The 23,073-nt window shown below is 72.2% G+C and carries 22 protein-coding genes; 10 read left to right on the top strand and 12 right to left on the bottom strand.

What is annotated here, in order from left to right; translation table 11 throughout:
* A partial coding sequence (locus tag JKV81_RS19830; protein WP_202076982.1) for a chitinase occupies window positions 1–1,136 on the top strand: 1,136 nt, incomplete at its 5' end.
* 58 nt (window positions 1,137–1,194) lie between these two features.
* Here the strand turns inward: JKV81_RS19830 and JKV81_RS19835 are convergent.
* The 4 genes from JKV81_RS19835 to JKV81_RS19850 all read right to left on the bottom strand — a co-directional run bounded on the left by JKV81_RS19835 (window position 1,195) and on the right by JKV81_RS19850 (window position 6,323).
* A complete protein-coding gene (locus JKV81_RS19835; RefSeq protein ID WP_202076984.1) occupies window positions 1,195–3,018 on the bottom strand; it encodes a glycoside hydrolase family 2 protein in 1,824 nt (607 codons plus the stop codon).
* A 76-nt stretch (window positions 3,019–3,094) separates the two neighbouring features.
* Window positions 3,095–3,994 carry a carbohydrate ABC transporter permease gene (locus tag JKV81_RS19840; RefSeq protein WP_202076986.1) on the bottom strand — a complete coding sequence of 300 codons (900 nt, stop codon included), beginning with the start codon at window positions 3,992–3,994 and terminating at the stop codon, window positions 3,095–3,097.
* Window positions 3,995–3,997: 3 nt separating this feature from the next.
* Window positions 3,998–4,930 (bottom strand): carbohydrate ABC transporter permease, encoded by a 933-nt coding sequence (locus tag JKV81_RS19845; RefSeq protein ID WP_202076988.1) that lies wholly within the window; start codon window positions 4,928–4,930, stop codon window positions 3,998–4,000.
* Between the two features lie 22 nt (window positions 4,931–4,952).
* Window positions 4,953–6,323, bottom strand: coding sequence for an extracellular solute-binding protein (locus tag JKV81_RS19850; protein WP_202076990.1), 1,371 nt, complete (start codon window positions 6,321–6,323; stop codon window positions 4,953–4,955).
* Window positions 6,324–6,595: 272 nt separating this feature from the next.
* Between JKV81_RS19850 and JKV81_RS19855 the strand changes: the two genes are divergently transcribed.
* Window positions 6,596–7,642 (top strand): LacI family DNA-binding transcriptional regulator, encoded by a 1,047-nt coding sequence (locus tag JKV81_RS19855; RefSeq protein WP_124278555.1) that lies wholly within the window; start codon window positions 6,596–6,598, stop codon window positions 7,640–7,642.
* A 15-nt stretch (window positions 7,643–7,657) separates the two neighbouring features.
* On the opposite strand, the gene JKV81_RS19860 is transcribed toward JKV81_RS19855, so the two are convergent.
* Entirely contained in the window at window positions 7,658–8,461 is an 804-nt protein-coding gene (locus tag JKV81_RS19860; RefSeq protein WP_129260752.1) for a sulfite exporter TauE/SafE family protein, read from the bottom strand.
* An 85-nt stretch (window positions 8,462–8,546) separates the two neighbouring features.
* On the opposite strand from JKV81_RS19860, the gene JKV81_RS19865 reads away from it, so the two are divergent.
* On the top strand, window positions 8,547–9,320 hold the full coding sequence (locus JKV81_RS19865) for an AraC family transcriptional regulator (protein ID WP_202076992.1): 774 nt from the start codon (window positions 8,547–8,549) through the stop codon (window positions 9,318–9,320).
* Window positions 9,321–9,489: 169 nt separating this feature from the next.
* A complete protein-coding gene (locus JKV81_RS19870; RefSeq protein ID WP_202076994.1) occupies window positions 9,490–10,410 on the top strand; it encodes an AEC family transporter in 921 nt (306 codons plus the stop codon).
* A 17-nt stretch (window positions 10,411–10,427) separates the two neighbouring features.
* On the opposite strand, the gene JKV81_RS19875 is transcribed toward JKV81_RS19870, so the two are convergent.
* Complete coding sequence (locus JKV81_RS19875) at window positions 10,428–10,838, bottom strand: hypothetical protein (protein ID WP_129260749.1); 411 nt, start codon at window positions 10,836–10,838, stop codon at window positions 10,428–10,430.
* A 196-nt stretch (window positions 10,839–11,034) separates the two neighbouring features.
* On the opposite strand from JKV81_RS19875, the gene JKV81_RS19880 reads away from it, so the two are divergent.
* Entirely contained in the window at window positions 11,035–11,601 is a 567-nt protein-coding gene (locus JKV81_RS19880; protein WP_202076996.1) for a GNAT family N-acetyltransferase, read from the top strand.
* 34 nt (window positions 11,602–11,635) lie between these two features.
* Here the strand turns inward: JKV81_RS19880 and JKV81_RS19885 are convergent, their stop codons facing one another.
* From JKV81_RS19885 to JKV81_RS19895, 3 genes are all read right to left on the bottom strand, one after another.
* Window positions 11,636–12,733, bottom strand: a complete 1,098-nt coding sequence (locus JKV81_RS19885) for a polyprenyl synthetase family protein (protein WP_202076998.1) — start codon at window positions 12,731–12,733, stop codon at window positions 11,636–11,638.
* Entirely contained in the window at window positions 12,730–13,827 is a 1,098-nt protein-coding gene (locus tag JKV81_RS19890) for a tetratricopeptide repeat protein (protein WP_202077000.1), read from the bottom strand. The genes JKV81_RS19885 and JKV81_RS19890 overlap by 4 nt, the downstream gene beginning before the upstream one ends.
* Before the next feature lie 235 nt (window positions 13,828–14,062).
* Entirely contained in the window at window positions 14,063–14,608 is a 546-nt protein-coding gene (locus JKV81_RS19895; protein WP_202077002.1) for a TetR/AcrR family transcriptional regulator, read from the bottom strand.
* 91 nt (window positions 14,609–14,699) lie between these two features.
* Here JKV81_RS19895 and JKV81_RS19900 point away from each other — a divergent pair, with 91 nt between their 5' ends.
* Window positions 14,700–15,407 (top strand): MBL fold metallo-hydrolase, encoded by a 708-nt coding sequence (locus JKV81_RS19900; RefSeq protein ID WP_129260744.1) that lies wholly within the window; start codon window positions 14,700–14,702, stop codon window positions 15,405–15,407.
* A gap of 98 nt (window positions 15,408–15,505) precedes the next feature.
* On the top strand, window positions 15,506–15,724 hold the full coding sequence (locus tag JKV81_RS19905; RefSeq protein WP_129260743.1) for an MbtH family protein: 219 nt from the start codon (window positions 15,506–15,508) through the stop codon (window positions 15,722–15,724).
* An 82-nt stretch (window positions 15,725–15,806) separates the two neighbouring features.
* Here JKV81_RS19905 and JKV81_RS19910 read toward each other — a convergent pair whose 3' ends face one another.
* From JKV81_RS19910 to JKV81_RS19920, 3 genes are all read right to left on the bottom strand, one after another.
* On the bottom strand, window positions 15,807–16,823 hold the full coding sequence (locus JKV81_RS19910) for a bile acid:sodium symporter family protein (protein ID WP_202077004.1): 1,017 nt from the start codon (window positions 16,821–16,823) through the stop codon (window positions 15,807–15,809).
* Window positions 16,824–16,923: 100 nt separating this feature from the next.
* On the bottom strand, window positions 16,924–18,609 hold the full coding sequence (locus tag JKV81_RS19915; RefSeq protein WP_202077006.1) for an ABC-F family ATP-binding cassette domain-containing protein: 1,686 nt from the start codon (window positions 18,607–18,609) through the stop codon (window positions 16,924–16,926).
* Window positions 18,610–18,852: 243 nt separating this feature from the next.
* On the bottom strand, window positions 18,853–19,509 hold the full coding sequence (locus JKV81_RS19920; protein ID WP_202077007.1) for a DUF4232 domain-containing protein: 657 nt from the start codon (window positions 19,507–19,509) through the stop codon (window positions 18,853–18,855).
* A gap of 148 nt (window positions 19,510–19,657) precedes the next feature.
* Between JKV81_RS19920 and JKV81_RS19925 the strand changes: the two genes are divergently transcribed.
* The 3 genes from JKV81_RS19925 to JKV81_RS19935 form a co-directional block, all read left to right on the top strand.
* The gene (locus JKV81_RS19925; RefSeq protein WP_202077009.1) at window positions 19,658–20,770 is read left to right on the top strand and encodes a PP2C family protein-serine/threonine phosphatase; all 1,113 of its coding nucleotides are present in this window, start codon (window positions 19,658–19,660) and stop codon (window positions 20,768–20,770) included.
* A 182-nt stretch (window positions 20,771–20,952) separates the two neighbouring features.
* A complete protein-coding gene (locus tag JKV81_RS19930) occupies window positions 20,953–22,617 on the top strand; it encodes an MFS transporter (RefSeq protein WP_202077011.1) in 1,665 nt (554 codons plus the stop codon).
* Window positions 22,618–22,688: 71 nt separating this feature from the next.
* On the top strand, window positions 22,689–23,073 hold a 385-nt coding region (locus JKV81_RS19935), incomplete at its 3' end, for an SDR family NAD(P)-dependent oxidoreductase (RefSeq protein WP_202077013.1).

A 23,073-nucleotide genomic window follows, 5' to 3' on the forward strand; every position in this document is an offset into this window, starting at 1 on the left:
TCCGGGCGCTGGGGAAGTGTCTGGATGTGGCGTCGGGTGGAACGGCCGACGGTACGCGGGTGCAGTTGTGGGACTGCAATGGTTCGGCGGCGCAGCAGTGGGCGACTCCGGCGGCGCGGGACATCGTGAATCCGCAGGCCGACAAGTGTCTCGACGTGAGTGGTGGGAGCAGTGCCAACGGCTCGCGGTTGCAGATCTGGACCTGCACCGGCGCCGCCAACCAGAAGTGGACCGCCCCCGGCGCGGGCGGCGGAACCCCGGGACCCGGAGCCATGGCCGTGGCCCCGTACCTCTACAACGGATGGGGGAGCCCGCCCAGCCCCACCACCGTCATGAACGCGACCGGTGTCAAGTGGTTCACCCTCGCCTTCGTCCTCAGCAACGGCTACTGCAACCCGCAGTGGGACGGCGGACGTCCGCTGACCGGAGGTGTCGACCAGCAGACCGTCAACACCGTGCGCGCGGCCGGCGGTGACGTCATCCCGTCCTTCGGGGGCTGGAGCGGCAACAAGCTGGAGAGCTCCTGCTCCAGCGCGGGTGAACTGGCCGCCGCGTACCAGAAGGTCATCAACGCGTACGGGCTGAAAGCCATCGACATCGACATCGAGGCCGCGGCGTACGACAGCCCCGCCGTCCAGCAGCGGACGGTCGACGCGTTGAAGACCATCAGGGCCAACAACCCCGGGATCAAGCTGTACATCACCTTCGGCACCGGGCAGAACGGCCCTGACTCCAGCCTGATCGGCAAGGCCGCGGCCTCCGGGCTCACGGTCGACAGCTGGACCATCATGCCGTTCAACTTCGGCGGCGCCGGCCAGAACATGGGCCAGCTCACCGTCCGCGCGGCCGAAGGCCTCAAGACGGCCGTGAAGAACGCCTACGGGTACTCCGACGACCAGGCCTACCGGCACACCGGCATCTCCTCGATGAACGGCATCACCGACAACGGTGAGACGGTGACCGTGGCCGACTTCCGGACCATCCTCGCCTACGCCCAGCAGCGCCATCTCGCACGGCTGACCTTCTGGTCCGTCAACCGCGACCGGCCCTGCACCGGCGGCGGGGCCGACACCTGCTCGGGGGTCTCCCAGCAGCCGTGGGACTTCACCCGGGTCCTCGCCGCCTACACGGGCTGAGGCCCGGCCCCTCGGGCCCTCGCGGTGCATGTCACCGCGAGGGCCCGAGTGCCGTGGGTCAGCGGCCGTCCTGCTCCTCGATGGCGGCAGGGCGTGACTGGGCGGCGCGGATACGTTCCACGTCGAGCTTCGTGGTGCGGTCGAAGCGGTAGATACCGTTCTCCTCCTGGAAGACGTCGGTCAGCTGCGTGTAGCAGTAGCCGAACATCGCGGGGTCCTGGAGCAGCACACCGGTGAGACCGCTGAAGCGCGCGTGGAACTCGTCCTCGTTGCGCACCCGCTCGCCGTAGCCCCAGGAGACGGTGCGGTCCTCGCCCGACAGCTCGGCGGCGGCCTCCGGGTTCCACCAGATCCCGCCGAACTCACTGACGAAGTACGGCTGCCCCCGGTACGGCTGGGAGTAGGCGGCCCCGTTCTCGTAGGCGTTGACGAACGGCTCGCCCCTCTCCAGGCCGGACATCAGCTTCCGGAAGGCCTCCGGGTCCTGCTCGTAGCTGTGCGAGTCGTAGATGTCCGTCTCCAGGACCCGGTGCGCGTAGCCGGACGCGTCGATCACGGGACGGGTCGCGTCCAGGGCCTTGGTGGCCAGGAACATGGCCCGGGTGACGTCGTCCAGCACCGTGATGCGGTCGTGCAGCTTCTGGTACGTCTCGTTGAGCGGGCACCAGCCGACGATCGAGGGGTGGGAGTAGTCGCGCTCCACGGCCTCCAGCCACTGGGCGACGAAGGAGGCGTCGGGCTGCTGGTTGTTCCCCGACGACCCTCCCGTCTCGCAGCCCCAGTCGCCGAACTCGCCCCAGACCAGATAGCCGAGCCGGTCCGCGTGGTACAGGAAGCGCTCCTCGAAGACCTTCTGGTGCAGGCGGGCCCCGTTGAAGCCGGCCTCCATCGCCAGCTCGATGTCGCGGACCAGCGCCTCGTCGGTGGGCGCGGTCATCAGGCCGTCCGGGTACCAGCCCTGGTCGAGCACGAGCCGCTGGAAGACCGGGCGGCCGTTGAGGGTGACCGCCTTGCCCCGCAGCCCGACGGCGCGCAGCCCGGCGTAGCTCTCCACCGAGTCGACCACCACGCCCTGTGCGTCGGTGAGTTCGAGCCGGAGGCCGTACAGGTGCGGGTCGTCCGGACCCCACTCCCGCCGCCGGTCCTCGGGCACCGGGAGGTGCAGGCGGGGCGCGAGGTCGAGGTCGGCGCGGGCCTCGGCCCGGGACACCTCCCCGTCCGCGTCGCTCAGGACGGCGCGCACCCGGTGGCCCGGCAGACTGCCGGAGAGCGGGAGCTCCAGGTGGAAGGCGGAACCGGCCAGGTCAGGGGTGATCCGGGGGCGCCTCAGGTGCGTCTCGTGGACGGGCTCCAGCCATACGGTCTGCCAGATGCCGGTGACACGCGTGTAGTTGCAGTCGTGGTTGGCGTACTTGATCGCCTGCTTGCCCCGGGCCTGCGGGCCCGAGCGGGGATCGCGGGCCCGGACGGTGACGACGACGTCCCGTCCGGAGCCCGCGATGTCGCCCAGGTCGGCGGAGAACGGGGTGAAGCCGCCGCGGTGGCGTGCCACCTCGACGCCGTCCGCCCAGACGGTCGTGTCGTGGTCGACGGCCCCGAAGTGCAGCAGGACCCGGCGTCCCGCCCAGTCGGCGGGCAGCGACAGCACCCGCCGGTACCAGACGGCTTCCAGGAAGTCGGTGTCGCCGATCCCGGACAGCTCGGACTCGGGCGGGAAGGGGACGAGGATCTCGCCGCCCAGCTCACGGGTGAGGAGACCGCGTTCGAGGCCGCTGTCCCCCCGGTCGGTCTCGAACTGCCAGGGGCCGTTCAGGTTGAGCCAGTCGCGACGGACGAACTGCGGTCGCGGGTACTCCGGGCGGGGTACGGAGTGAGAGGGCACGCGTGCTCCAGTGGGTCGTCGGGCCGGCGACGGACGGCAGGCCCGGGTCGTACGGGGTGGAAAGAGGGCGGGCGGATCAGGATCCGCCGAGTCCGGTGGTGGCCACCGAACTGACGATGCGGCGCTGGAAGAGCAGGAACACCACGACCAGCGGCAGCGCCGCCAGCAGCGCCGACGCCATGGCCTGGGCGTACTGGATCCCGAAGGCGTCCTTCACGGTGGCCAGTCCGACAGGCAGCGTCATCAGACCGGGGTCGTTGGTGACGATGAACGGCCACAGGAAGTTGTTCCACGCGCCGATGAACACGAAGATCGAGACGGCGGCGACGATCGGCCGGGACAGCGGCAGCACGACCGACCAGAAGACACGCACCTCGGAGGCGCCGTCGAGCCGGGCCGCGTCCTCCAGCTCCCCGGGGATGCCGTCGAAGAACCGCTTCAGGATGAACACCATCATCGGCGCCACCACCTGCGGAAGGATCACCGCGGCATAGGTGTCCACCAGGTTGAACGTCAGCATCTGCTCGAACAGCGGCACGACGAGCAGCTGCGGCGGGACCATCACGGCCGCCACGGTCACGGCCATCAGGACACGACGGCCGCGGAAGGTCCCGCGCGAGAAGCCGTAGGCCGCCAGCGTGGAGATCGCGACGGTGATCAGCGTGACCAGCCCGGCGACCAGGAAGCTGTTGGCCGCCCAGAGCAGCACGTTCCCGCGTTCGAGGATCTGCTCGTACGCGGACAGGGTGAACGCGCCCTTGAACGGTGACAGGCCGGGCTTGGAGACGTCCTGCTCACTCTGGAGCGAGGTGGCCACCGCCCAGAGGAACGGCACCAGCCAGACGGCCGCCAGCACGGTGAGCGCGGTACCGGCCAGCACGCGGGGGAGCCGGCCGTGGCCGAGGAGCAGGGGGGATCCGGCCGAGTCCCTGGGTGGGCGGCGCCGGGTCCGCACGGGGGTTGCGGTGGTGGACATCGGTCAGTCCTCCTGGCGGAAGAGACGGAGCTGCGCGAGCGAGACGACGATGACGAGCGCGAAGAAGACGTACGAGACCGCGGAGGCGTAGCCCAGCCGGTAGCCGGTGAACCCGACGTCGTAGACGTACTCGAGGAGGGGGCGGGTCGAGCCGTTGGGGCCGCCCTTGGTGAGGATGTAGATCTGGTCGAACACCTTCAGCGACGCGAGGATCTGGAGCATGGCGACCAGGACGGTGGTCCTGCGCAGCTGCGGGAGGGTGACGGACCACAGACGCCGCCAGGCGCCGGCGCCGTCGAGCGCGGCGGCCTCGTCGTACGTCGTCGGCAGGGACTGCAGCGCGGCGAGGTACAGCAGGAAGTTGAAGCCGACCGTCCACCACACCGTGAGCGCGGCCACCGACCACATCGCCACGGACTCGTCGGACAGCCAGCCGACGGGTTCCAGGCCGAGCGCGCCCAGCAGTTCGTTGCCGAGGCCCACGTCCGGCTGGTAGAGCCAGGTCCAGATGAGGGTCACGACGGTCACGGGCAGCAGGTAGGGCACGAAGAAGGACAGCCGCCACACCCACTGGCCGGCCAGTCCGCTGTGCACCAGGAGCGCCATGACCAGCGCGACCAGCACCAGCGGGACGCTGGAGACGGCGGTGAAGAAGACGGTGTTGCCGAGGCTGCTCCAGACGTCCGGGTCGCCGAACGCCTCCGCGTAGTTGTCGAACCCGACGAACGACGTGTCGCGCAGGGCGAGGGAGCTGTCGGTGAGGCTCATCCAGAGGCCCTGGACCACGGGCCAGACGAGGAAGAGGACGAAGGGGACCGCGAAGGGCAGGACGAAGAGCAGTCCCGGCCCGCGCCGGCGGGAGCGGCCCGGGGGAGCCGCGGCGAGGGGCCGTTCGCCGGCGGGCGCGGGGGCGCCGAGGGGCGTGGTGGTGGTCACGTCGGTAACTCCTTCTGCTCGGTCAGGCCACCGGGTTGGGCTGCCGCAGCAGCGTGTTCGCCTCACGGACCATCTGCCGTACGGCCTTCTCGGCGGAGGTGTTGCCCAGCAGCGCCGACTGGAGCGGCTGGCACATGCGGTTCTGGAAGTTCGACGCCGCACCGGCGAACCAGTTCGGCGGATCGAGGACCGCCACCTTCCCGGCGTCCGCGTAGGAGGCCTGCGGCTTCAGCTCCGCGTACGCCGGCTCGGCGAGGACGGGCTGGTAGGCGGGGATGTGCCCGGCGCTCGCCCAGGTCAGGCTCTGCTTGAGGATCTGCGCGACGTAGCGGTGCGCCTCCCGGCGGCGTGCCGGGTCGGGGCTGTCCTGGTGCGGCAGGACGAAGCTGTGGGAGTCGGTGTAGACGGCGGGGCGGTCGAACACCTGGGGGAAGGGGGCCGCTCCCAGCTTGATGCCGGACTTCTGGAGCGTCGGCAGCTCCCACTCGCCGAGCATGGCCATCCCGCCCCGGCCGCCCATGAATCCGGCCAGCGCGCTGTTGTAGTCGAGGTTGTTGGGATTGGTACGGCCGTCGAAGAGCTGCTGCATGAACGAGACGACCCGTACCGCCGCGTCGGTGTCGATCTCGGCCGGACCACCGTCCGGCAGCGTGAACGCGGCACCGGTCTGCGCGTAGAGCGCGGCGAACTGCCGCCAGTTCTGCGCGGTGTCGGTGACATGGCCGAAGAGGATGCCGGACTTCCCCGTCACGTCGGCCAGGGCCTTGCCCGCCTCCAGGAGCGCCTTCGGTGAGCCCATCGGGGCGAGTTCGCCCTTCGGGTCGAGGAGTCCCGCCTCGGCCGCGGCGTCCTTGTCGTAGAAGACGATGAACGGGTGGACGTCCAACGGGACGGCGTAGACGGCCCCTTGGTGCTTCGTACGCGACCAGACGGCCGGCGTGAAGTCCTTCTCGGTCACACCGAACTCGGCGAGCAGGTCCAGGTCGAAGGGGTCGAGCAGCCCGCCGGGTGCGTAACCGGCCAGCCGCGACAGGTGCAGGACCGCCACGTCGGAGGCCCGTCCGCCCGCGGCCGACATGGCGAGCTTGGTGTAGTACGAGGGGCCCCAGTCGAGGATCGTACGGTCGACCTCGAAGCCGTCGGGGCCCTCGGAGACGGCCTTGATCATGTCGTCCATCAACATGCCGTCACCGCCCTGGAACAGGTCCCAGACGCTGAGTGCCGAGGCGCCGGACGCGGAGGCCAGGGAGGAGCAGCCGGCCAGGGGGCCCATGGCGAGCAGCGCGCCCGCCCCGGCTGTTCCGTAACGCAGGAACCGGCGGCGGCCGATCCCGGGTGCCGGGCCGGAGCCGGGCGCGGCCGACGCCTCATGGGCGGGGGACGAAGAACTCATCACGGACCTTTCGACGGCCGGACGCTCATGCCGGATCGGCGGTGGACCGCCCGGCGTGGACGGTCCACCGCACACGGCAGGTGGGTGGCCGCACTGGCTGAAACGGTGCGGTCACATGTTTTTACATCGATGTACATTGGCTGTAAAGAGTTCGGACGGTACGGGTGTTCGAGACCTTCGGAGCCACACCCCGCCCGAGTCCGGAAGCCCCCGCAGACCCCCGCCGAGCCGGGACATAGACTCGGCAGCGCACGAGGGCAGGGAGGTCGGCCGTGGCACGGCCCAGGATCAAGGACGTCGCACGGCACGCCGGGGTGTCGGAGAAGACCGTCTCCAACGTGATCAACGATTACGTCCATGTCTCCGAGCGGACCCGGCGCGTGGTCCGCGAGGCCATCGAGGACCTCGGGTACCGGGTCAACCTGGCGGGCCGCCATCTGCGGAAGGGCCGTACGGGCATCATCGCCCTGGTCGTTCCCGAGCTGGACGTCCCGTACTTCGCGGAGCTGGCCCGGCATGTGATCCGCGAGGCGGAGCAGCTCTCCCTCACGGTGCTCATCCACCAGAGCGGGGCGGACCGCGAGCACGAGCTGGCCGCCCTCGCCGGCTTCGGCTCCGACTTCGTCGACGGGATCATCCTCAGCCCGCTCGCCCTCACGGCGGACGACCTCCGCCAGCGCGCGGGTGTTCCTCCGACGGTGCTGCTGGGCGAGCTGCTGGAGGAGGGCGCCGACCATGTGGCCATCGACAACGAGAAGGCCGCACGCCAGGCCACCGAGCACCTGATCGGCCTCGGCAGGCGGAACATCCTCGCGGTCGGCGGCCACGAGGCCCCAGGCCTCGGCACGGCGGAGGCCCGTACGCGCGGCTACCTCGCCGCCCTGGCCGAGGCGGGTCTCACCCACCACCCGGACGCGCTGCTGCCGGTCGGCGACTTCAGGATGCCGGACGGAGCCCGGGCGGTGACGAGGGCCCTGGACGCGGGCCTGAGTCCGGACGGTCTGCTGTGCCTCAACGACCAGCTGGCGCTGGGCGCGTTGCGCGCTCTCCACGAACACGGCCTGCGCGTGCCCGAGGACGTCGCGGTGATCGGTTTCGACGATGTGGAGGGGGGCCGGTTCAGCGTGCCGACGCTGAGCACCGTGGCACCAGACAAGGCTGCGGTGGCCAGGGTCGCCGTACAGCTCCTGCACCACCGCATCGAGGAGGCCGCGCAGACCCCGCGGCCGGACGGATCCGGTGAGCCCGGTGTCCAGTCACCCCAGGACCGCGTGGTGGCGCACCGGCTCGTCCTGCGCGAGAGCACGGAGGGACCCTAGGGCGGACGGGAGGCGTCAGCCCGCGCACAGCATCGCCGCGGTCACGGCGGTGAGCAGCCCGACGTAGCCCCACGCGTGGGCCCGGTCGGGGATCCGCGGCGGTCGGCGGCGCAGTACCGCGATCACCGGCAGAGCCCCGAGGAGCAGCGCGGAGGCGGCCCGGAGGTCGATCAGCCCCAGCAGGTGCACGTCCGCGTCCGTGGCGGCAGGGACGGCCGCGGTCATCAGGGACACCGCGGTGGCCGGAAGCGCGATGGCGAGGGTGAGGGGATTGGCCAGCGCGGTCGCCACCTGCATGGGATGACCTGCCCGCCGCATCGCCGGGACCGTCATCACGCTGCCCCCGACCCCGAGGAACGCGGCCACGGCGCCGACCGGTGCGCCGAGGAGCGCCGGCAGCGGCCGGGGAGCGTCCGCGCCCGGACCGCCGCGGACGGCCGGCCGCAGGAAGCCGGGACGCAGCAGCAGATCGACGACGGTGAGGGCGACATAGGCGATGAACGCCCAGCGCACCGGACCGGCCGGTGCGAGGCGCGTGGCGAGCGCGCCCGCCGAGGCGCCCGCCGCCAGGAGGACCAGCAGCGGACGGCTGCCCCGCAGCGCGGCGAGCACCCGCCGCGGGGTGACCGCCGTGGCGAAGCCCGCGTTCACCACCATCACCAGGGCCGAGGTGGCCGTCGCCACCCGCATCGCGTCCCCGCCCAGCGCGGCGTCGGCCCAGACCACGACCGGCACCGCGACGAAGCCGCCGCCGAACCCGAACAGCACCGTCGTCACTCCGGTGAGGAGCCCGACCCCTGTCAGCATCACCACGTCCATGCGCCTTACTCCACCAGTTCCGGTGGGCGGCCCGCATGCGATGGTCGGCACACTTCTTTCGCGTCCCGGCCACTACCCTGGAGCGGTGAAGAACGTCCCGCTGGCCGAGGTCGACCACGTCGACCGGGCCGTCCTGCCGATCGGCACCGACTACCCGCCCGGTCACGTACTGGACTGGCACGCCCACCGGCGCGCGCAGTTCCTCTACGGAGCCACCGGCGTCATGGTCGTGGACACCGCCGACGGAACCTGGACCGTGCCGCCCGAGCGCGCCGTACTCATCCCGCCCACCACCCGCCACCGGGTCCGCATGCTGGGGGTGAGCACCCGAAGCCTGTACGTCGAACCGTCGGCCGTCCCGTGGTGGCCCGCCGTCTGCACGGTGGTCGACGTTCCGCCGCTGCTGCGTGAACTGCTCCTCGCCGCCGTGGAGTTCGAGCCCGACTACAGCCTCTCGGGGCGTGCGGGGAGCATCGCCGCGCTCCTCCTGCACGAGATCTCCGAGCGCGCCCCGCTGCCGTTCCACGTGGCGATCCCCGCCACCGCCGAACTCGCGAGGCTCTGCCGGGCGTACCTCGCCGCCCCGGACGCCGGCGTCACCAACGCCGACTGGGCCACCGCGGCGCACATGAGCGAGCGGGCCTTCACCCGGCGTTTCCGTACGGCGACCGGCGACAGTCCGGCCGTCTGGCGGGCCCGGGCCCGGCTGCTCGCGGCCGTACCGCTCCTGCGCACCGCATCGGTCAGCGAGGTCGGCGCCCGCCTCGGCTATGCCTCTCCCGCCGCGTTCACCGCCGCGTTCACCCGGGCCTTCGGCACACCGCCGTCCCGCTTCGCCACCACCGGTGCGCCGCGCTGAGCATCCGCTCCGGCAGGCCGGTCCTCGTCCCACGGGCGACGGAGAGGCTCCTCGGCGGTGACCGTAGGCTACGTCGTGGTCAACGCCCGGCGCCGAGGGGCCGGACCGTCGGCACCGGGCGCCCACCGGCCCGCAGGTCAGCCGCACACGATTCATCAGCAAGGACGTCATGCAGGGAGTTCTCACCGGGTTCGCGGTGATCGCCGTCGTCATAGGCATCGGCTACGTCCTCGGACGCCGCGGACACCTGGGGGAGGACGGCCGGACGGTCCTGACCAGGCTCGCCTTCAACGTGGCAACCCCCGCACTGCTCTTCACCACCCTGGCCGGCGCGGACCTGTCGGTCATCTTCTCCCAGCGGCTCCTCGTCACGGCGGCGGCGACGGCCTGCGCGGCGGCACTCTTCGTCACCGTGGGGCTCGTACGGGGCTGGGGTACGGGACCGATCACCATCGGCGCCCTGTGCTCCAGTTACGTCAACGCGGGCAACCTCGGGATCCCGATCGCCTTCTACGTCCTGGGGGACGCCTCCCTGGTCGCCCCCGTCCTGCTCTTCCAGCAGATCGTGGTCACCCCGCTGGCCCTGACCGTCCTCGACCTGAGCCGCCCCGGTGAGCCCCGCCCCCTGATGCGGCGCCTCACCACACCGCTCCGCAATCCGATGGCCGTCGGCTCGCTGTCGGGCGTCGTCGTGGCCGCCACCGGATGGTCCGTACCCTCACCGGCCCTCGAACCCCTCACCCTCATCGGCAACATGTCCGTCCCCGCCGTCCTGCTGGCCTTCGGGATCTCGCTGCGCGGCAGCGGCATGCCGGCCCGTGGGGAGAACCGGCCGGCCATCGTCCTGTCCGCCGCCCTCAAGACGACCGCCCAGCCCGTCATCGCCTGGGCCGTGGGCGCGGGCGTCTTCCACCTGCACGGTGCGGCCCTGCTCGACGTCGTGGTGATCTCGGCGCTGCCCGCCGCCCAGAACCTCTACACGTACGCCTCGCAGTACCGCGTGGCCGAGCAGATGGCCCGCGAATCCATCCTGCTGTCCACCGCCGTCTCGATCCCGGTACTGATCACCGTGGCCGCCGTGCTGGGCTGAGGACCTGAGGACCCCGCTCAGACTCCGGGCCGCGCATTCTTCTGCCGGGCGCGCTCCTCGGACTCCTGCATCTCCAGGATCCGGAAGACATGGGCGCTCGCCCGCTTGCGCGCACTCCCGCTCGTGAACAGCGCCGCACCCGCGACGGCGGGCGGCACGGCCAGGGCCCCGATCCCGAGCAGCTCCGGCCAGTCACGCTCGGCGCTGCACAGCTTCCCCGCGCCCTCGCTGTACGCGGTGCTTTCGCTGTCGTAGAACACCGGTGCCTCGCAGGCGATTTCGTCGTGGTAGTCGTCCACGCTGAACGGGATCAGCAGCAGATAGCCCAGCCAGAGGAAGAGGGCCGCCGACAGCGCCATGAGGCCGGCACCCCAGCTCTGCTGCCGTCCGGCCCAGCGGTCGAATTCCTGACGAGCCGGCCATTGCATGAGAGATCCCCCGTCGGTCGTCGGCCTGCCTGTTCCGCCGGGGATCGTACCGGCCCCGCCCGCCGCCCGCCGCCCGCTGCCGGCGGGGCCGCTCGGCGAGATCGGCCGAGCGCCAGGCGGACGGCAGGCTCTAGGGTGTCGACCTGCATGTGCACGGCCGTCAGGGCCCGCACCCGACCCCGAAGTGGCAGGCGCCATGAGCGACATGTGGACCGGCGAGAAGGTACGCCTGCGCGGTGTCGAGCCGGACGACTGGGAGGGCTTCCGCGACCTGGCGGGCCACACCCTCGACGTCCGCAACGCGGATCTGGTCGAACCCCCGCGCTCCGCCGAGAGCTTCCGTACCTGGACCGCCGAGCGGGCCGGACGCCCGCCCGGCGGCGACGCCTTCCGCCTGGTCGTCGAGACGCTGTCCGACCGCGCCTTCGCGGGGGCGGTGACCGTCGGGGAGACCGACAGCCGCGCCGGACGGTTCAGGACGGGCATCGAGATCGGCCGCGAGCACCGCCGCAGGGGATACGCGGCCGAGGCGACCGAACTCGTCCTCACCTACATGTTCGCCGAACAGCGCCACAACAAGTGCGAGGTGGAGGTCTACGCCTTCAACGACGGCTCCCTCGCCCTCTACCGGGGGCTGGGGTTCGTCGAGGAAGGACGCCTCCGCCAGCACGAGTTCTTCGCCGGCGGCTACCACGACGTCGTCCTGCTCGGCATCACCGCAGCCGAGTTCTGGGCCGCGCATCCGCGCCCCTCGGTGCGGTGATCCGCGCGTCACCGCACCCGGCCGGCCACCGTCCTCACACCCTGCGGTGCAGCAGGAACCCGAGCAGCGCCTCGATCTCGCGCGCCGCGCGGGGGACCAACGGCACACTCCGCAGGCAGGCGCGGGCGGCGTCCAGATGACGGCGGGCCTCGTCCAGGGTGGCGGCGCGGCCGCCGCACGCATCGACGAGCGCGGCCGCGCGGACGACGCCGTCCTCGTCGAGGGGGAGCGGGGAGTTCAGGAGAGCCGCGAGCTCCCCGGAGCGGGGGCCGGCCCCGGCGAGTGCGGCCAGCACGGGGTAGGTCTTCTTCCGCTGCCGCAGATCGCTGTACACCGGCTTGCCCGTCACCGCCGGGTCACCCCAGATGCCGAGCAGGTCGTCGACGGCCTGGAAGGCCACCCCGAGGTGGCGTCCGGCCCGGTCCAGCGCGGCGACGGTCCGGGCGGGTGCCCCGCCCAGGAGGCCGCCGAGCGCCGCCGAGCACCCGAGCAGGGTGCCGGTCTTGAGCTCCGCCATGGAGCGGTACTCGTCCGTCCGTACGGCGCCCTGCCCCGTCCAGGGCCGGCCCGCGAAGAGCAGGTCCTCCGCCTGACCGCGTACGAGATCGCTCAGCGTCCCGGACAGCCGGCCGACGGCCGCGGTCCCCTGGGGGCCCGGCGTCTCGGCGAGGGTCTGCACGGCCATGGCGAAGAGGGCGTCACCCGCGAGCACGGCCGGCCCGGTGCCGTACGCCTTCCACACGGTCTCGCGCTGCCGCCGCGTCCCGTCCCCGTCCATGATGTCGTCGTGCAGCAGCGAGAAGGTGTGGACCAGCTCGACCGCCACCGCCCCGGGTACGGCGCTCTCCCCGGGGGCCCCGACCGCCTCGGCGCACAGCACGGCGAGGGTCTGGCGCAGCCCCTTGCCCTCGTAGGACCCGTCGGCGGGCGCGCCGCCGACCTCGCACCAGCCCAGTGAGAACGCGGCCATCTCGCCCGGCCACGGGTGGAGGCGCTCTATCGCGGCGGACAGGGAGGGGCGCACCAGGTCGCGGCAGCGGGCGAGCACGCGCGGCACGCCGGCCGGGACGTCCGGCCGCGCGGCGCCGGCGGCTTCCCGGGCATCCGCGGTAACGGCTGTGGGGGAGCTCATCGCGTCGCCGCCTCCTCGACACGGTGGCCCACGTCGGGCAGCGGGCCCACCCCCAGCTCGGCCGCGGCCTTGTCCACCATGTCCCGGGCGTGCCGCAGACCGATCCGGTCCAGGGTCCGGCGGAGCTCCGCCAGCTCGACGGCCGTCTCCGCCGGGTTCCGCCCCAGCCGCGCCAGCGACTTGGCGAGCCCCAGCCGGGACAGGGCCGTGCCCCGCGGCTCGTTCATCTCCTCGAATTCGGCGAGCGCCCGCGTGTACGTGTCGCGGGCCTGCGCGTACTGCCCGGCCCGGTAGTGGACGTTGCCGCGCATCTTGTGGTTGTACGCCAGCGCGCTGGACAACTTCATGTCACGGCAGGCCTCTTCGGCCTCGGTGAGCAGCGCCAGCGCGCGCTCCACATCGCCGTCGCGTACGGACACCACGTCCGCGATGCCGCGCAGCGCCCAGGCGCGGCCCCGCCGGTCGTCGGCGGCACCCGCGGTCTCGGCCGCCTCCTCGAACAGGGCGAGCGCCTTGTCGTACGAACCGGTGTTCCGGTGCATCTGGGCTATGCCCTCCAGCGCCCACACCGTGTGCCGGGCCTCTCCGCGCCTGCGGGCCTCGGCGAGCAGCTGCTCGTGCAGTTCGCCGACGGCCTGGTAGTCGCCCTGGATGCGTCCGGTCTCCGCGAGCCCGGCGAGCGAGTAGCCCCGTACGACCACGTCGCCCCCGCGCTCGCCCATCTCGGCCGCGAGCCCCAGCAGCCGGTACGCCAGTGCCAGCGAGCCCCGCTGGCGCGCGAGCGTGCCGCCGCTCCACAGCGCCCACGCCATCGCTCCGACGTCCCCCGCCGCACGCGCCGCGCGGTAGCTCGCCTTCCAGGCGGCGTCGGCCTCCGTCACCCGGCCCAGCCGCCGGTACGCCTCGGCGACCGCGAGCCCGCAGCGCGCCATCTCCCGCTGCTGTCCGTCACGTTCGGCGGCCCGCAGCTCCTCGATCCCCTTCGCGAGCACCTCGGTGAGGGAGGAGTTCACCGACAACGAGCCGAGCGCTCCCTGATACTCGGGAGCGAACGCCTTGTCCTTCGGCCGTTCCTGCTGTGTCACCCGTGCCACCCGCTCACTGTCTCGTCCGTCTGTGGAACCGTCGTTCCGGCGGTCGGTCGGCCGCCGTCCCTGATCAAGACGGTATGGGCGGGCCGGGGTTCCACGAATCCCTCTCCGTGTTGGTCGTGGGTGGTACCTGAGAGCCACGGGAGCCGGGCCGTGGTCCTCCGTGCGACGGACCGCCGGGCGGGCTTCCGGCCGTCGGTGCGACGGACCGCCGGGCGGGTCCCCGGCCGCCCGCCCGTCAAGCCGGCGGGGCCTGGTGACCGTCCGTGAGGGCCCGGCGCATCCCGCGCAGCCCGTACTCGAAGGCGCGGTCGACGTCGCCCCCGAGCCGGAAGGCGCCGTTGAGCTCCATCTCGATGAAGCCGGTGAGCCACGCCGTCAGCAGGCGGGCGCCGTCGAGCGCGTCCCGCTCGCCCACGAGCTCCCTCGCGGCGCGCAGGACCGGGCGGGCCGCGAGCGCGAGGGACCGGGGCGGTGCGTGCGTGGAGTGCATCAGCCGGAACCCCTCGGGCCGGGCCCCGGCGAACCGCCGGTAGCAGCGCGCCAGTTCCTCCAGCGAGCCGTCGGTCGCCGTCAGCCGGGAGCCGAGGTCGTCGACGGTGGCCTCCGCCACGGCGGCGAGCAGCGCGGCGCGGTTGTCGACATGCTTGTACAGCGAGGGAGCCCTCACCCCCACCCGCTGGGCGACACCCTGCATCGTCAGTCCCTGCTGGCCGCCCGCCTCCAGCAGCTCGCGGCCCGCCGCGACGATCCCGCTCAAGGAGGTCTTCTCGGGAGTCGGCATGGTCCACCTTCCGCTCATGGCTATTGACGATAGCCATCATAGCTAAGTATCTTAGCCATCACATCCCCGCCCTGACCCCCGGAGAGACGTCATGAGACTCGCGCCCCACCTGTACCGCCTCGGCAACGACCTGGTGGCGTGCTACCTCGTCGACACCCCCGACGGCATCACGCTCATCGACGCGGGTCTGCCCGGTCACTGGCGGGACCTTCAGCGTGAACTCCGCTCCCTGGGCAAGTCCGCCGACGACATCCGTGGACTCGTGCTGACCCACGGCGACTCCGACCACATCGGCTTCGCCGAGCGGCTGCGGAGCGAGCACGGTGTCCCGGTGTACGTACACGCCGCCGATGCCGTCCGCGCCCGCACGGGTGACAAGCCCAAGGTCGCGGTCGGCCCGATGCGTCCGGGTGCGACGCTCGGATTCTTCGGGTACTCCCTCCGCAAGAACGGCCTGCGCACCCGCTACGTCCGCGATGTGACGGAGTTCGGCGACGGCGACGTCCTGGACCTGCCCGGCAGGCCCGAGATCGTGGGCATGCCCGGCCACTCCCCGGGGAGCGTGGCGGTCCATGTCCCGCTCGCCGACGCGGTCTTCGTCGGTGACGCGCTCACCACCCGCCACGTCCTCACCGGGCGCACGGGTCCGCAGCCGGCGCCCTTCACGGACGACCCGGCCGAAGCGCTGGACTCCCTCGACCGGATCGCCGGGCTGCCGGCGTCCTGGGTGCTGCCGGGGCACGGCGCCCCCTGGCGCGTCTCGCCGGGCGAGGTGGGCGAGGCGGTCAGGAAGGGCTGAGGGTGAGTTACGGGCACCGGGGGCGTCAACCCGGAGTGATCTGGGTAAGGTGGCACCGATCAAGTGAAGGTAGCCTTACCTAACTTAAAGGAGTACCGGTGACCAACCCCTTCGAGGACGAGAACGGCACCTATCTGGTGCTCGTCAACGACGAGGGACAGCACTCGCTGTGGCCTGCCTTCGCCGAGGTGCCCGGCGGCTGGACCGTGGCCCATCAGGAGGACACCCGCCAGGCCTGCCTCGACTACGTCGAGCAGAACTGGACCGACCTGCGGCCCACGAGCCTGGTGCGGAGCATGACGGCCGGGTCTGCGTGAGCCCCGCGAAACGCGAGAGGCGTCCGTCCGGAACCCCGGACGGACGCCTCTCGCGGTGGAACCGGCGGAAGCCGGAGCCCGGTCAGGACTCCTCTGCGGCCACGGCCCTCGGGACCGCCCCGGTGGCCACCGGTGCCTCGTCGCGCCGTGACCGGTGGGACATCCAGGCGGCGACCAGAGCGCCCGAGATGTTGTGCCACACGGAGAACACCGCGGCCGGCAGCGCCGCCAGCGGGCTGAAGTGGGCGGTTGCCAGCGAGGCGGCGAGCCCGGAGTTCTGCATGCCGACCTCGAAGGCCATGGCGCGGCTCGCGGGCCGGCCGAGCCCCGAGATCTTGCCCGCGCCGTAGCCCAGCGCGAGGCCGAGACCGTTGTGCAGCACGACGGCGACCAGCACCGTCACGGCGGCCGACTTGATCGCACCGGCACTGCCCGCCACCACGGCGCAGACGATCGCCGCGATGGCCAGCGACGACAGCCAGGGCATGAGACCCAGCACCCGGTCGACGAGCTTCCCCGCGACCAGACGCACCACCAGGCCGCCGAGAACCGGCAGCAGCACCGTCTTGAGGATGTCCGTGATCATCGAACCGGCGTCCACCGGCAGGTACGCACCCGCCAGAAGCAGCGTCAGCGGCGGCGTCACCAGAGGGGCGACCAGGGTGGAGACGGTGGCGACGGAGACCGACAGGGCCACGTCGCCACGGGCCAGGAAGGTCACGACGTTCGACGCCGTGCCGCTCGGCGCACAGCCGACCAGGATGAGTCCGGCGGCCAGTTGCGGCGGCAGCCCCAGCAGATGGGCGATGGCCCAGCCGAGCCCCGGCATGATGACGTAGTGCGCGACAAGCCCGATCGCCACGGCCCATGGACGCTTCGCCACGCCTCTGAAGTCGAGCGGAGTCATCGTCAGGCCCATGCAGAACATGACGATCCCCAGCAGGTACGGAACCGATTCCGTCCAGCCGTCGAACGTGCCCGGGGTGACGAGGCCGGCTACGCCCGCCGCGAGCACGAGGACCGGGAACACCGTGACGGCGCGCCGCGCCGCCTTCTCGTCGGACGCCGGTTGATCAGGTGTTATCTGTTCGTTCTGCACAGGCGCGATGAGACTCCGCAGACGTGGGCCTCCGCAAGCGCGTCTCATCATGCGGACGTGATGTCCAGGATGTGTCTGTTCGGGTGGCCTCCCGCCCTGGTCACAGGCGCAGCTCACGCCCCTGCCAGCGCCTGCGCAGCCAGCGGTCGTGCCCGGTCAGGACGATCGCTCCGGGGCCCGGCCCCATGGCGGCCTCCAGTTCGTCGCAGAGCCTGGGGGAGAGGTGGTTGGTGGGCTCGTCGAGCAGCAGCAGCTCGGGCGGATGCGCCACCAGGAGCGCCAGCGCGAGCCGGCGGCGCTGACCGACCGACAGCCGTCCCACCTGCCTGCCCAGGTCCGCCTCGCCCATCAGCCCCAGCGAACTCAGCGGCACGGCCTCCGCACGCTCGGGGCCGAGCGCCTGGACGTAGAGGTCCCGGACGGTGCGGTCCGGCCGGCGGAACACGGTGTCCTGGGCCAGCAGCCCCACCGAGAGCCCGCCCTTGTGCCGTACGTCGCCGTCCGCCGTGAGACGCCCGGCGAGCACGGCCAGGAGCGTCGACTTCCCCGCACCGTTCTCACCCGTCACGAGCAGGCGCTCGGTCGCCGACACATCGAGGCGGTCGAGGGCGAGGCGGCCCGGCACCCGCACGTCACGCAGGGAGACGAGGACCCCCTCCGCCGACGGGATCGGTTCCGCCGAGGGGCCCCCTTCCGTGGACGGGTCTCCTTCCACGGACAGAGCCCCTTCCGCCGACGGCCCGGCGAGCGCGGTGCGGCGGAACCGCAGCGGCTGCGGAGGCTCGGCGACCATGTGGCGTTCGAGCTCGTCCAGCCTGCGGGCGGCGTTGCGCGCCCGGCGCGAGATCTGGCTCTGCACCCGGTTGGCCCGGACTCCGTAACCCATCTTCTCGTTGTCGCGGGGCCCGCGGTCGGGGGCGAGACGATGCGTGGTCGTCCCGATCGACCGGCGCAGCACGTCCAGTTCCTCCTGCTCCTCGGCGTAGCGCCGCTCCCAGCGCTCGCGCTCGGCGCGCTTCTCGGCCTGGTAGGCGCTGTAGTTGCCGCCGTAGCGCACCGGGCCGTCCACGGCGGGGTCGAGGTCGATCAGATCCGTGCAGACGGCGTCGAGGAAGGCGCGGTCATGGCTGGCCACGACGACCGCCCCGGGCAGTCCGCACACCTGCTCCTCCAGGAACGCGGAGGCGTTGTCGTCCAGGTGGTTGGTCGGCTCGTCCAGCAGCAGGGCCGAAGGCCTCCGGATCAGCAGGGAAGCCAGCGCCAGGCGCCCGCGCTGCCCGCCCGAGAGGGAGCCGAGCGTGCGGTCCCGCCGGACCCCGCCGACGCCCAGACCCTCCAGCACCATCGTGGCGCGCCGGTCGGCGTCCCACGCCTCCTGCTCCTGGGCCCGCTCCAGCAGCCGGCCGTAGGCGTCGAGCAGTGCGGCGTAACCGGGGGAGTCCTCCTCGGCGCCGGCGAGTCGTGCGGAGAGGCGCTCGATCTCGGCGAGAGCGCCGCGGACCTCGCTCAGGGCCTCGTCGAGTACGTCGGTGAGCGTCGCCGCCGCGGCGAACGGCATCTCCTGGTGCAGGAAGCCCAGATCGGCCGGGCGGACGATGCTCCCCGCGTCCGGCTCGTCGGCCCCGGCGAGCAGGCGGAGCAGCGTCGACTTGCCGACGCCGTTCTCCCCGATCAGCCCGATGCGACGGCCGGGAGGCGCCGTGAGGGAGAAGCCGTCGACCACCCGCCCGGTGCCGAAGGAGCGGACGATGTCGTGTGCGACCAGAGCTGCGGGAGCGTCGGACATGGGAGATGACCTCGTGTGACATGCGGGCGGACAGGCGTCCGCTCCAGGCGGGCAGGGGAGAACGACACAGGGCTTCGCGGCAGCGGCGCTTTCGCGCACCTGCCTGCGGGCGAGCACATCCGGGTGTCACCCGGAGATGTCGTCGTCCCCCACCATGTCCGGTCTCCTCACCGAGAGAGCGATGTCCCGGGCGACCCTAGCAGCCGCCCGTTCGCCGGTCCTGAAGCGCCGTTATCCCCGTCTCTACTTGCCCGAGCCGACCGGTGTCACCGTGATGCGGGACGTGGAGCCGGCTCCTGCGGCGACGTTCACCGAGAGGGACAACTTGTGGGAGTGGGTCTCGTTCGGCGGAGTCACGAGCGCCGAGGTGAACGTGACACCGGAGCCGCCGCTGGAGTTCGGCGGGAAGTAGAGGGAGAAGTTCGTGGCCTCGCCGGGCGCCAGCGTGACGGTGGGCGCCGAGCGGCCGCTGTTGCGGGCGGCGCTCACGGTGCCGTCCTTGCCCTTGAGGTCCAGGCCGGGGAACCCGTGCATCGAGCAGGACGCGGATCCTTCGTTCCTGAGATTGATCAGGAACTCGCCCTCCGCCATGCCCCCGGAACTGCTGAAGGAGAGGTCCGCCGTCCGGCAGCCATCGCCGGGCGGGGCGGCCGGAGAGCCGGACGGGCTGACGGAGGCGGTGGCTGATGCCGACGCCTGCCCGTCGCCGTCGCCGGAACCCTCTGTGGAGTCCGTGGCGCCGTCGCCGCCCGGGCTTCCCGAACCGGCGGACGGCTCCGCCGACGTGGACGCGGACGCCGCCGCGCCGGCGTCATCGCTGCTGCCGTCACCCTCGCAGGCGGTGAGGGAGAGCGCGGCCACCACCACGGCAACCGCGACAGATGTCTTCCGAAGGCGCATGAGTTCCCCTGCCGTCAGGCACCGGCTGCTCCGTACGAGCAGGTGCATGTGTCACACATGTGTGCTCATGCCCGTCAGAAGCCCCGCCATGTACGCCGGAACCGCCGCCGGGGATGCGGAGGGCCGCGCTTGCGGGCAGCGTGGGGGAGTGCCGCAGCTGCTGAGAACCCAGTGGATCCCCGTAGGCCTCATCGTGCTGGCCGTGGTGGTCGACCTGGTCACGCCGCACGACGTGACGTCGGCCCCGCTCCTCATGGCGGCACCCGTCGCCGCCGCGCCGCTCTGCGGCGTCCGCGGGATCATCGGCGTCGGCATCACGGCGATGGTCGTCCACGCGTTCCTCGCACGGGTCGACGGAACCTTCGGCTGGCGTGCGGGCGTGGCCAACCAGATCACCCTCGCGGCCGTCACCGCGCTCGCCGTACTGATCCACCGCGCGCTGCGCCGGCAGGACGCCCGCGCCCGGCGCGCCCAGCACGTCGCGGCCGTCGCCCAGCGCGCCGTACTGCCGAGACCTCCCACGCGGCTGGGCGACCTGCACATCGACGCGCGGTACGTGCCCGCCGAGAGTGAGGCCCTGATCGGCGGAGACCTGTACGTCGTGCAGAGCACCCCGTACGGAATCAGGGTCATGGTCGGTGACGTACGGGGGAAGGGGCTCGGGGCGGTCAGCGCCGTCAGCGCCGACCTGGGGGCCTTCCGGTACGCGGCCGACGAGGCCGAGGACCTCCCGCAGCTGGTGGCCCGGCTGGAGCGGGCCCTGCTGCGCGAGGGCGGCCGGCGCGGGGGCCAGCAGCAGGAGGAGGGCTTCACCACGGCGCTCATCGCCGAGTTCTCCACGGACCTGGAGACCGTACGCGTGGTCAACCGCGGCCATCCGCCCCCGCTGATCCTGGACGCCGAGGGCCGGGCGAGCCTGCTCGAGGCATCGGAGGAGGCGCCCCCGCTGGGCATGAGCGACCTGGGCCTCTGGTCCTCCCCGGTCGACAGCTTCCCCTTCCCGGCCGGCTCCACCCTGCTCTGCTACACCGACGGCGTCACCGAGTCGCGCGACGCCGCGGGACGCTTCTACGACCCCGTCGCCCGTCTGCCGCTCGTGCTCGGCAGGCGGGCGCTCTCCGGCGGACGCGTCACACCGGGGCAGATCCTGGACGCGCTGATCCTGGACGTACGGCGCCACCTCGACGGCCGGCCCCAGGACGACCAGGCCATGCTGGCCCTGCACCGCGCGCACCCCGGACCCGGGCCCGCCCCGGCCTGAACGGCGCGCGCCCCGCACCTTCGTCACCGCCGCGCGCCGCCGCACGGGAACGGCACGCGGTCCGCCGTACGGGCCCGATCCCGCGGACGCGCCGGAGCAGCACCGCCCGCCGATCGGCCATCCGCCGTACAGCGGGCGTGACCTGGAGTGCGCGCGACACCCCTCCGGTCCAGACTCGGACCATGCGCACCGACCCTCCTCCGGCCCCGGACCCGGCCGGCCCCCCTGCCGGAGGGGGCGCCCACCAGAAACTGGCCCTGGCGGCGATGCTCTTCGCCGTGTCGATGACGTTCATCGACCAGACGATCGTGGCCGTTGCCGCTCCGAGCATCATCGACGAACTGGGCCTCTCGTCCTCCGGGATGCAGTGGGTCGTCAACGCCTATCTGCTCGCACTCGCCGCCTTCTTCGCGCTGGGCGGGAGGCTGGCCGACATCGTCGGGCACCGCCGGGTGATGATCATCGGCACGCTCCTGTTCGTCATCTCCTCCGTGCTGTGCGGGTGCGTGCCGCGAGGCGACTTCGCGCAGACCTGGCTGATCATCTTCCGCGCGACCCAGGGGCTCGGCGCGGCACTGATGTTCCCCGCCGCGCTCGCCGTGGTCATCGCCGTCTTCCCCGTCGAGAGGCGCGGGCGCGCCCTGGCCCTCTTCTTCGGTCTGTCCGGCGCGCTCACCGCGGTCGGGCCGCTGCTCGGTGGCTGGCTGACGGCCTGGACCTGGCGCGCGATCTTCTGGGTGAACGTGCCGATCGCCGTCATCGCGCTGGTCCTGGCCATCATGGCCCACATCCCCGAGAGCCGCCGGCGCGAGAAGCTCGACGTGCCCGGTGCCGTCCTGGTCGCCGTGGGCATGGGGCTGAGTGTGCTCGGGTTCCAGCAGGCGTCCGCGTGGGGCTGGAGCAGCGTCGCCACCTGGGTGTGCATCGTGGGCGGCCTGGTCGTCCTGGCGCTGTTCTGCCGTTACGAACTCGGGGTGGCGCAGCCGCTCATCAGGCTCCGCGTCTTCCGCGACCGGGCGTTCACCGTCGACACACTCGTCCTCTTCTTCGCGATGCTGGCCTTCGTCCCGGTGTTCTTCTTCGCGTCCGTCTACGCGCAGGTGTCGCTGAGCGCCTCGCCGAACCAGGCGGCCCTCTACCTGCTGTACTTCTTCATCGGCTTCGGGATCGCGTCCCAGTGGGGCGGCCGCATCCTGGACCGGCGCGGAGCCCGTCCGGCGATGAAGACCGGAACGGCGCTCGGCGCCATCGGCTTCGCACTGTGGGCGAACAAGCTGACGGACCTGTCCATGCACGACCAATGGCCGTACGCCGCACTCGCCGGGGCGGGCATCGGCTTCCTCCTCGCCCCCGCCTCCACCGACGCCGTCAACCGCTCGATCGGCGCCTCGTACGGCGAGGTCACCGGCATCACCCAGACCGTACGCAACTACGCGGCAGCCGTCGGCATCGCCGTCTTCGGGACGATCCTCACCCACGTCACCACCGACAGGGTCGTGGAGACCCTCACGGCCAAGGGGGTCCCGGCGGGCGCGGCGAACGACGCCGCCAGATCCGTCGCCGAGGCAGTCACCGGCAACCCGGACGCGCAGGAGCCGACCGGGTCGGGCCCGGTCGCCACCCTGATGAGGGACTCGATGGACGCGGTCAGGATGGACTTCGCCGAGGCGAACCAGTGGGTGTTCTACGGGATGGCCATCGCCCTCGCCATCGGCTACCTGTGCGCGATCCGGCACCCGGGGACCCGGGTCACCGCGGACCCGGCCACGGAGCCCCCCTCCCGGCCGGAGCACGACGGACGGAAGGCCGAGGGGCGGAAAGCCGAGGGGCGGAAAGCCGACGGCTGAGGGCGTGCGCCTCACCCGTACGGCCCAGTGGTCACGGGTGTGGAGCGGCGCCCGCCGGGGAGGCGTGCCGTATGCACTCATGGACGCTCGACGACATGCCCGACCTCTCCGGCACCACCGCGGTGGTCACGGGCGCCAACAGCGGGATCGGAGCCGTGACGGCGCTCGCCCTGGCCCGCTCCGGGGCCCGGACGGTCCTCGCCTGCCGTGACCCCGGGCGGGGCAGGCGCGCGCATGACGCCGTCCGCCGTGCCGCCCCGGGCTCGGACGTACGCCTCGTCGGCCTCGACCTGGCGGACCTGGCCTCCGTGGCCGATGCCGCCGGCCACATCGCGAAGGAGACCGACGGCAGGCTCGACCTCCTGGTCAACAACGCCGGTGTGATGGCCCTGCCCCTGCTGCGTACGGCCGACGGGTTCGAGATGCAGTTCGGCACCAACCACCTCGGCCACTTCG

It is taken from the genome of Streptomyces silvae, from assembly GCF_016745505.1.
Lineage (GTDB): Bacteria > Actinomycetota > Actinomycetes > Streptomycetales > Streptomycetaceae > Streptomyces > Streptomyces silvae.

Excerpts from the sequence above, each read along its gene's own strand:
- JKV81_RS19840 (WP_202076986.1), bottom strand. The coding sequence starts at position 3,994 with ATGTCCACCACCGCAACCCCCGTGCGGACCCGGCGCCGCCCACCCAGG.
- JKV81_RS19850 (WP_202076990.1), bottom strand. The coding sequence starts at position 6,323 with ATGAGTTCTTCGTCCCCCGCCCATGAGGCGTCGGCCGCGCCCGGCTCC.
- JKV81_RS19860 (WP_129260752.1), bottom strand. The coding sequence starts at position 8,461 with ATGGACGTGGTGATGCTGACAGGGGTCGGGCTCCTCACCGGAGTGACG.
- JKV81_RS19870 (WP_202076994.1), top strand. The coding sequence starts at position 9,490 with ATGCAGGGAGTTCTCACCGGGTTCGCGGTGATCGCCGTCGTCATAGGC.
- JKV81_RS19875 (WP_129260749.1), bottom strand. The coding sequence starts at position 10,838 with ATGCAATGGCCGGCTCGTCAGGAATTCGACCGCTGGGCCGGACGGCAG.
- JKV81_RS19880 (WP_202076996.1), top strand. The coding sequence starts at position 11,035 with ATGAGCGACATGTGGACCGGCGAGAAGGTACGCCTGCGCGGTGTCGAG.
- JKV81_RS19885 (WP_202076998.1), bottom strand. The coding sequence starts at position 12,733 with ATGAGCTCCCCCACAGCCGTTACCGCGGATGCCCGGGAAGCCGCCGGC.
- JKV81_RS19895 (WP_202077002.1), bottom strand. The coding sequence starts at position 14,608 with ATGCCGACTCCCGAGAAGACCTCCTTGAGCGGGATCGTCGCGGCGGGC.
- JKV81_RS19900 (WP_129260744.1), top strand. The coding sequence starts at position 14,700 with ATGAGACTCGCGCCCCACCTGTACCGCCTCGGCAACGACCTGGTGGCG.
- JKV81_RS19915 (WP_202077006.1), bottom strand. The coding sequence starts at position 18,609 with ATGTCCGACGCTCCCGCAGCTCTGGTCGCACACGACATCGTCCGCTCC.
- JKV81_RS19920 (WP_202077007.1), bottom strand. The coding sequence starts at position 19,509 with ATGCGCCTTCGGAAGACATCTGTCGCGGTTGCCGTGGTGGTGGCCGCG.
- JKV81_RS19930 (WP_202077011.1), top strand. The coding sequence starts at position 20,953 with ATGCGCACCGACCCTCCTCCGGCCCCGGACCCGGCCGGCCCCCCTGCC.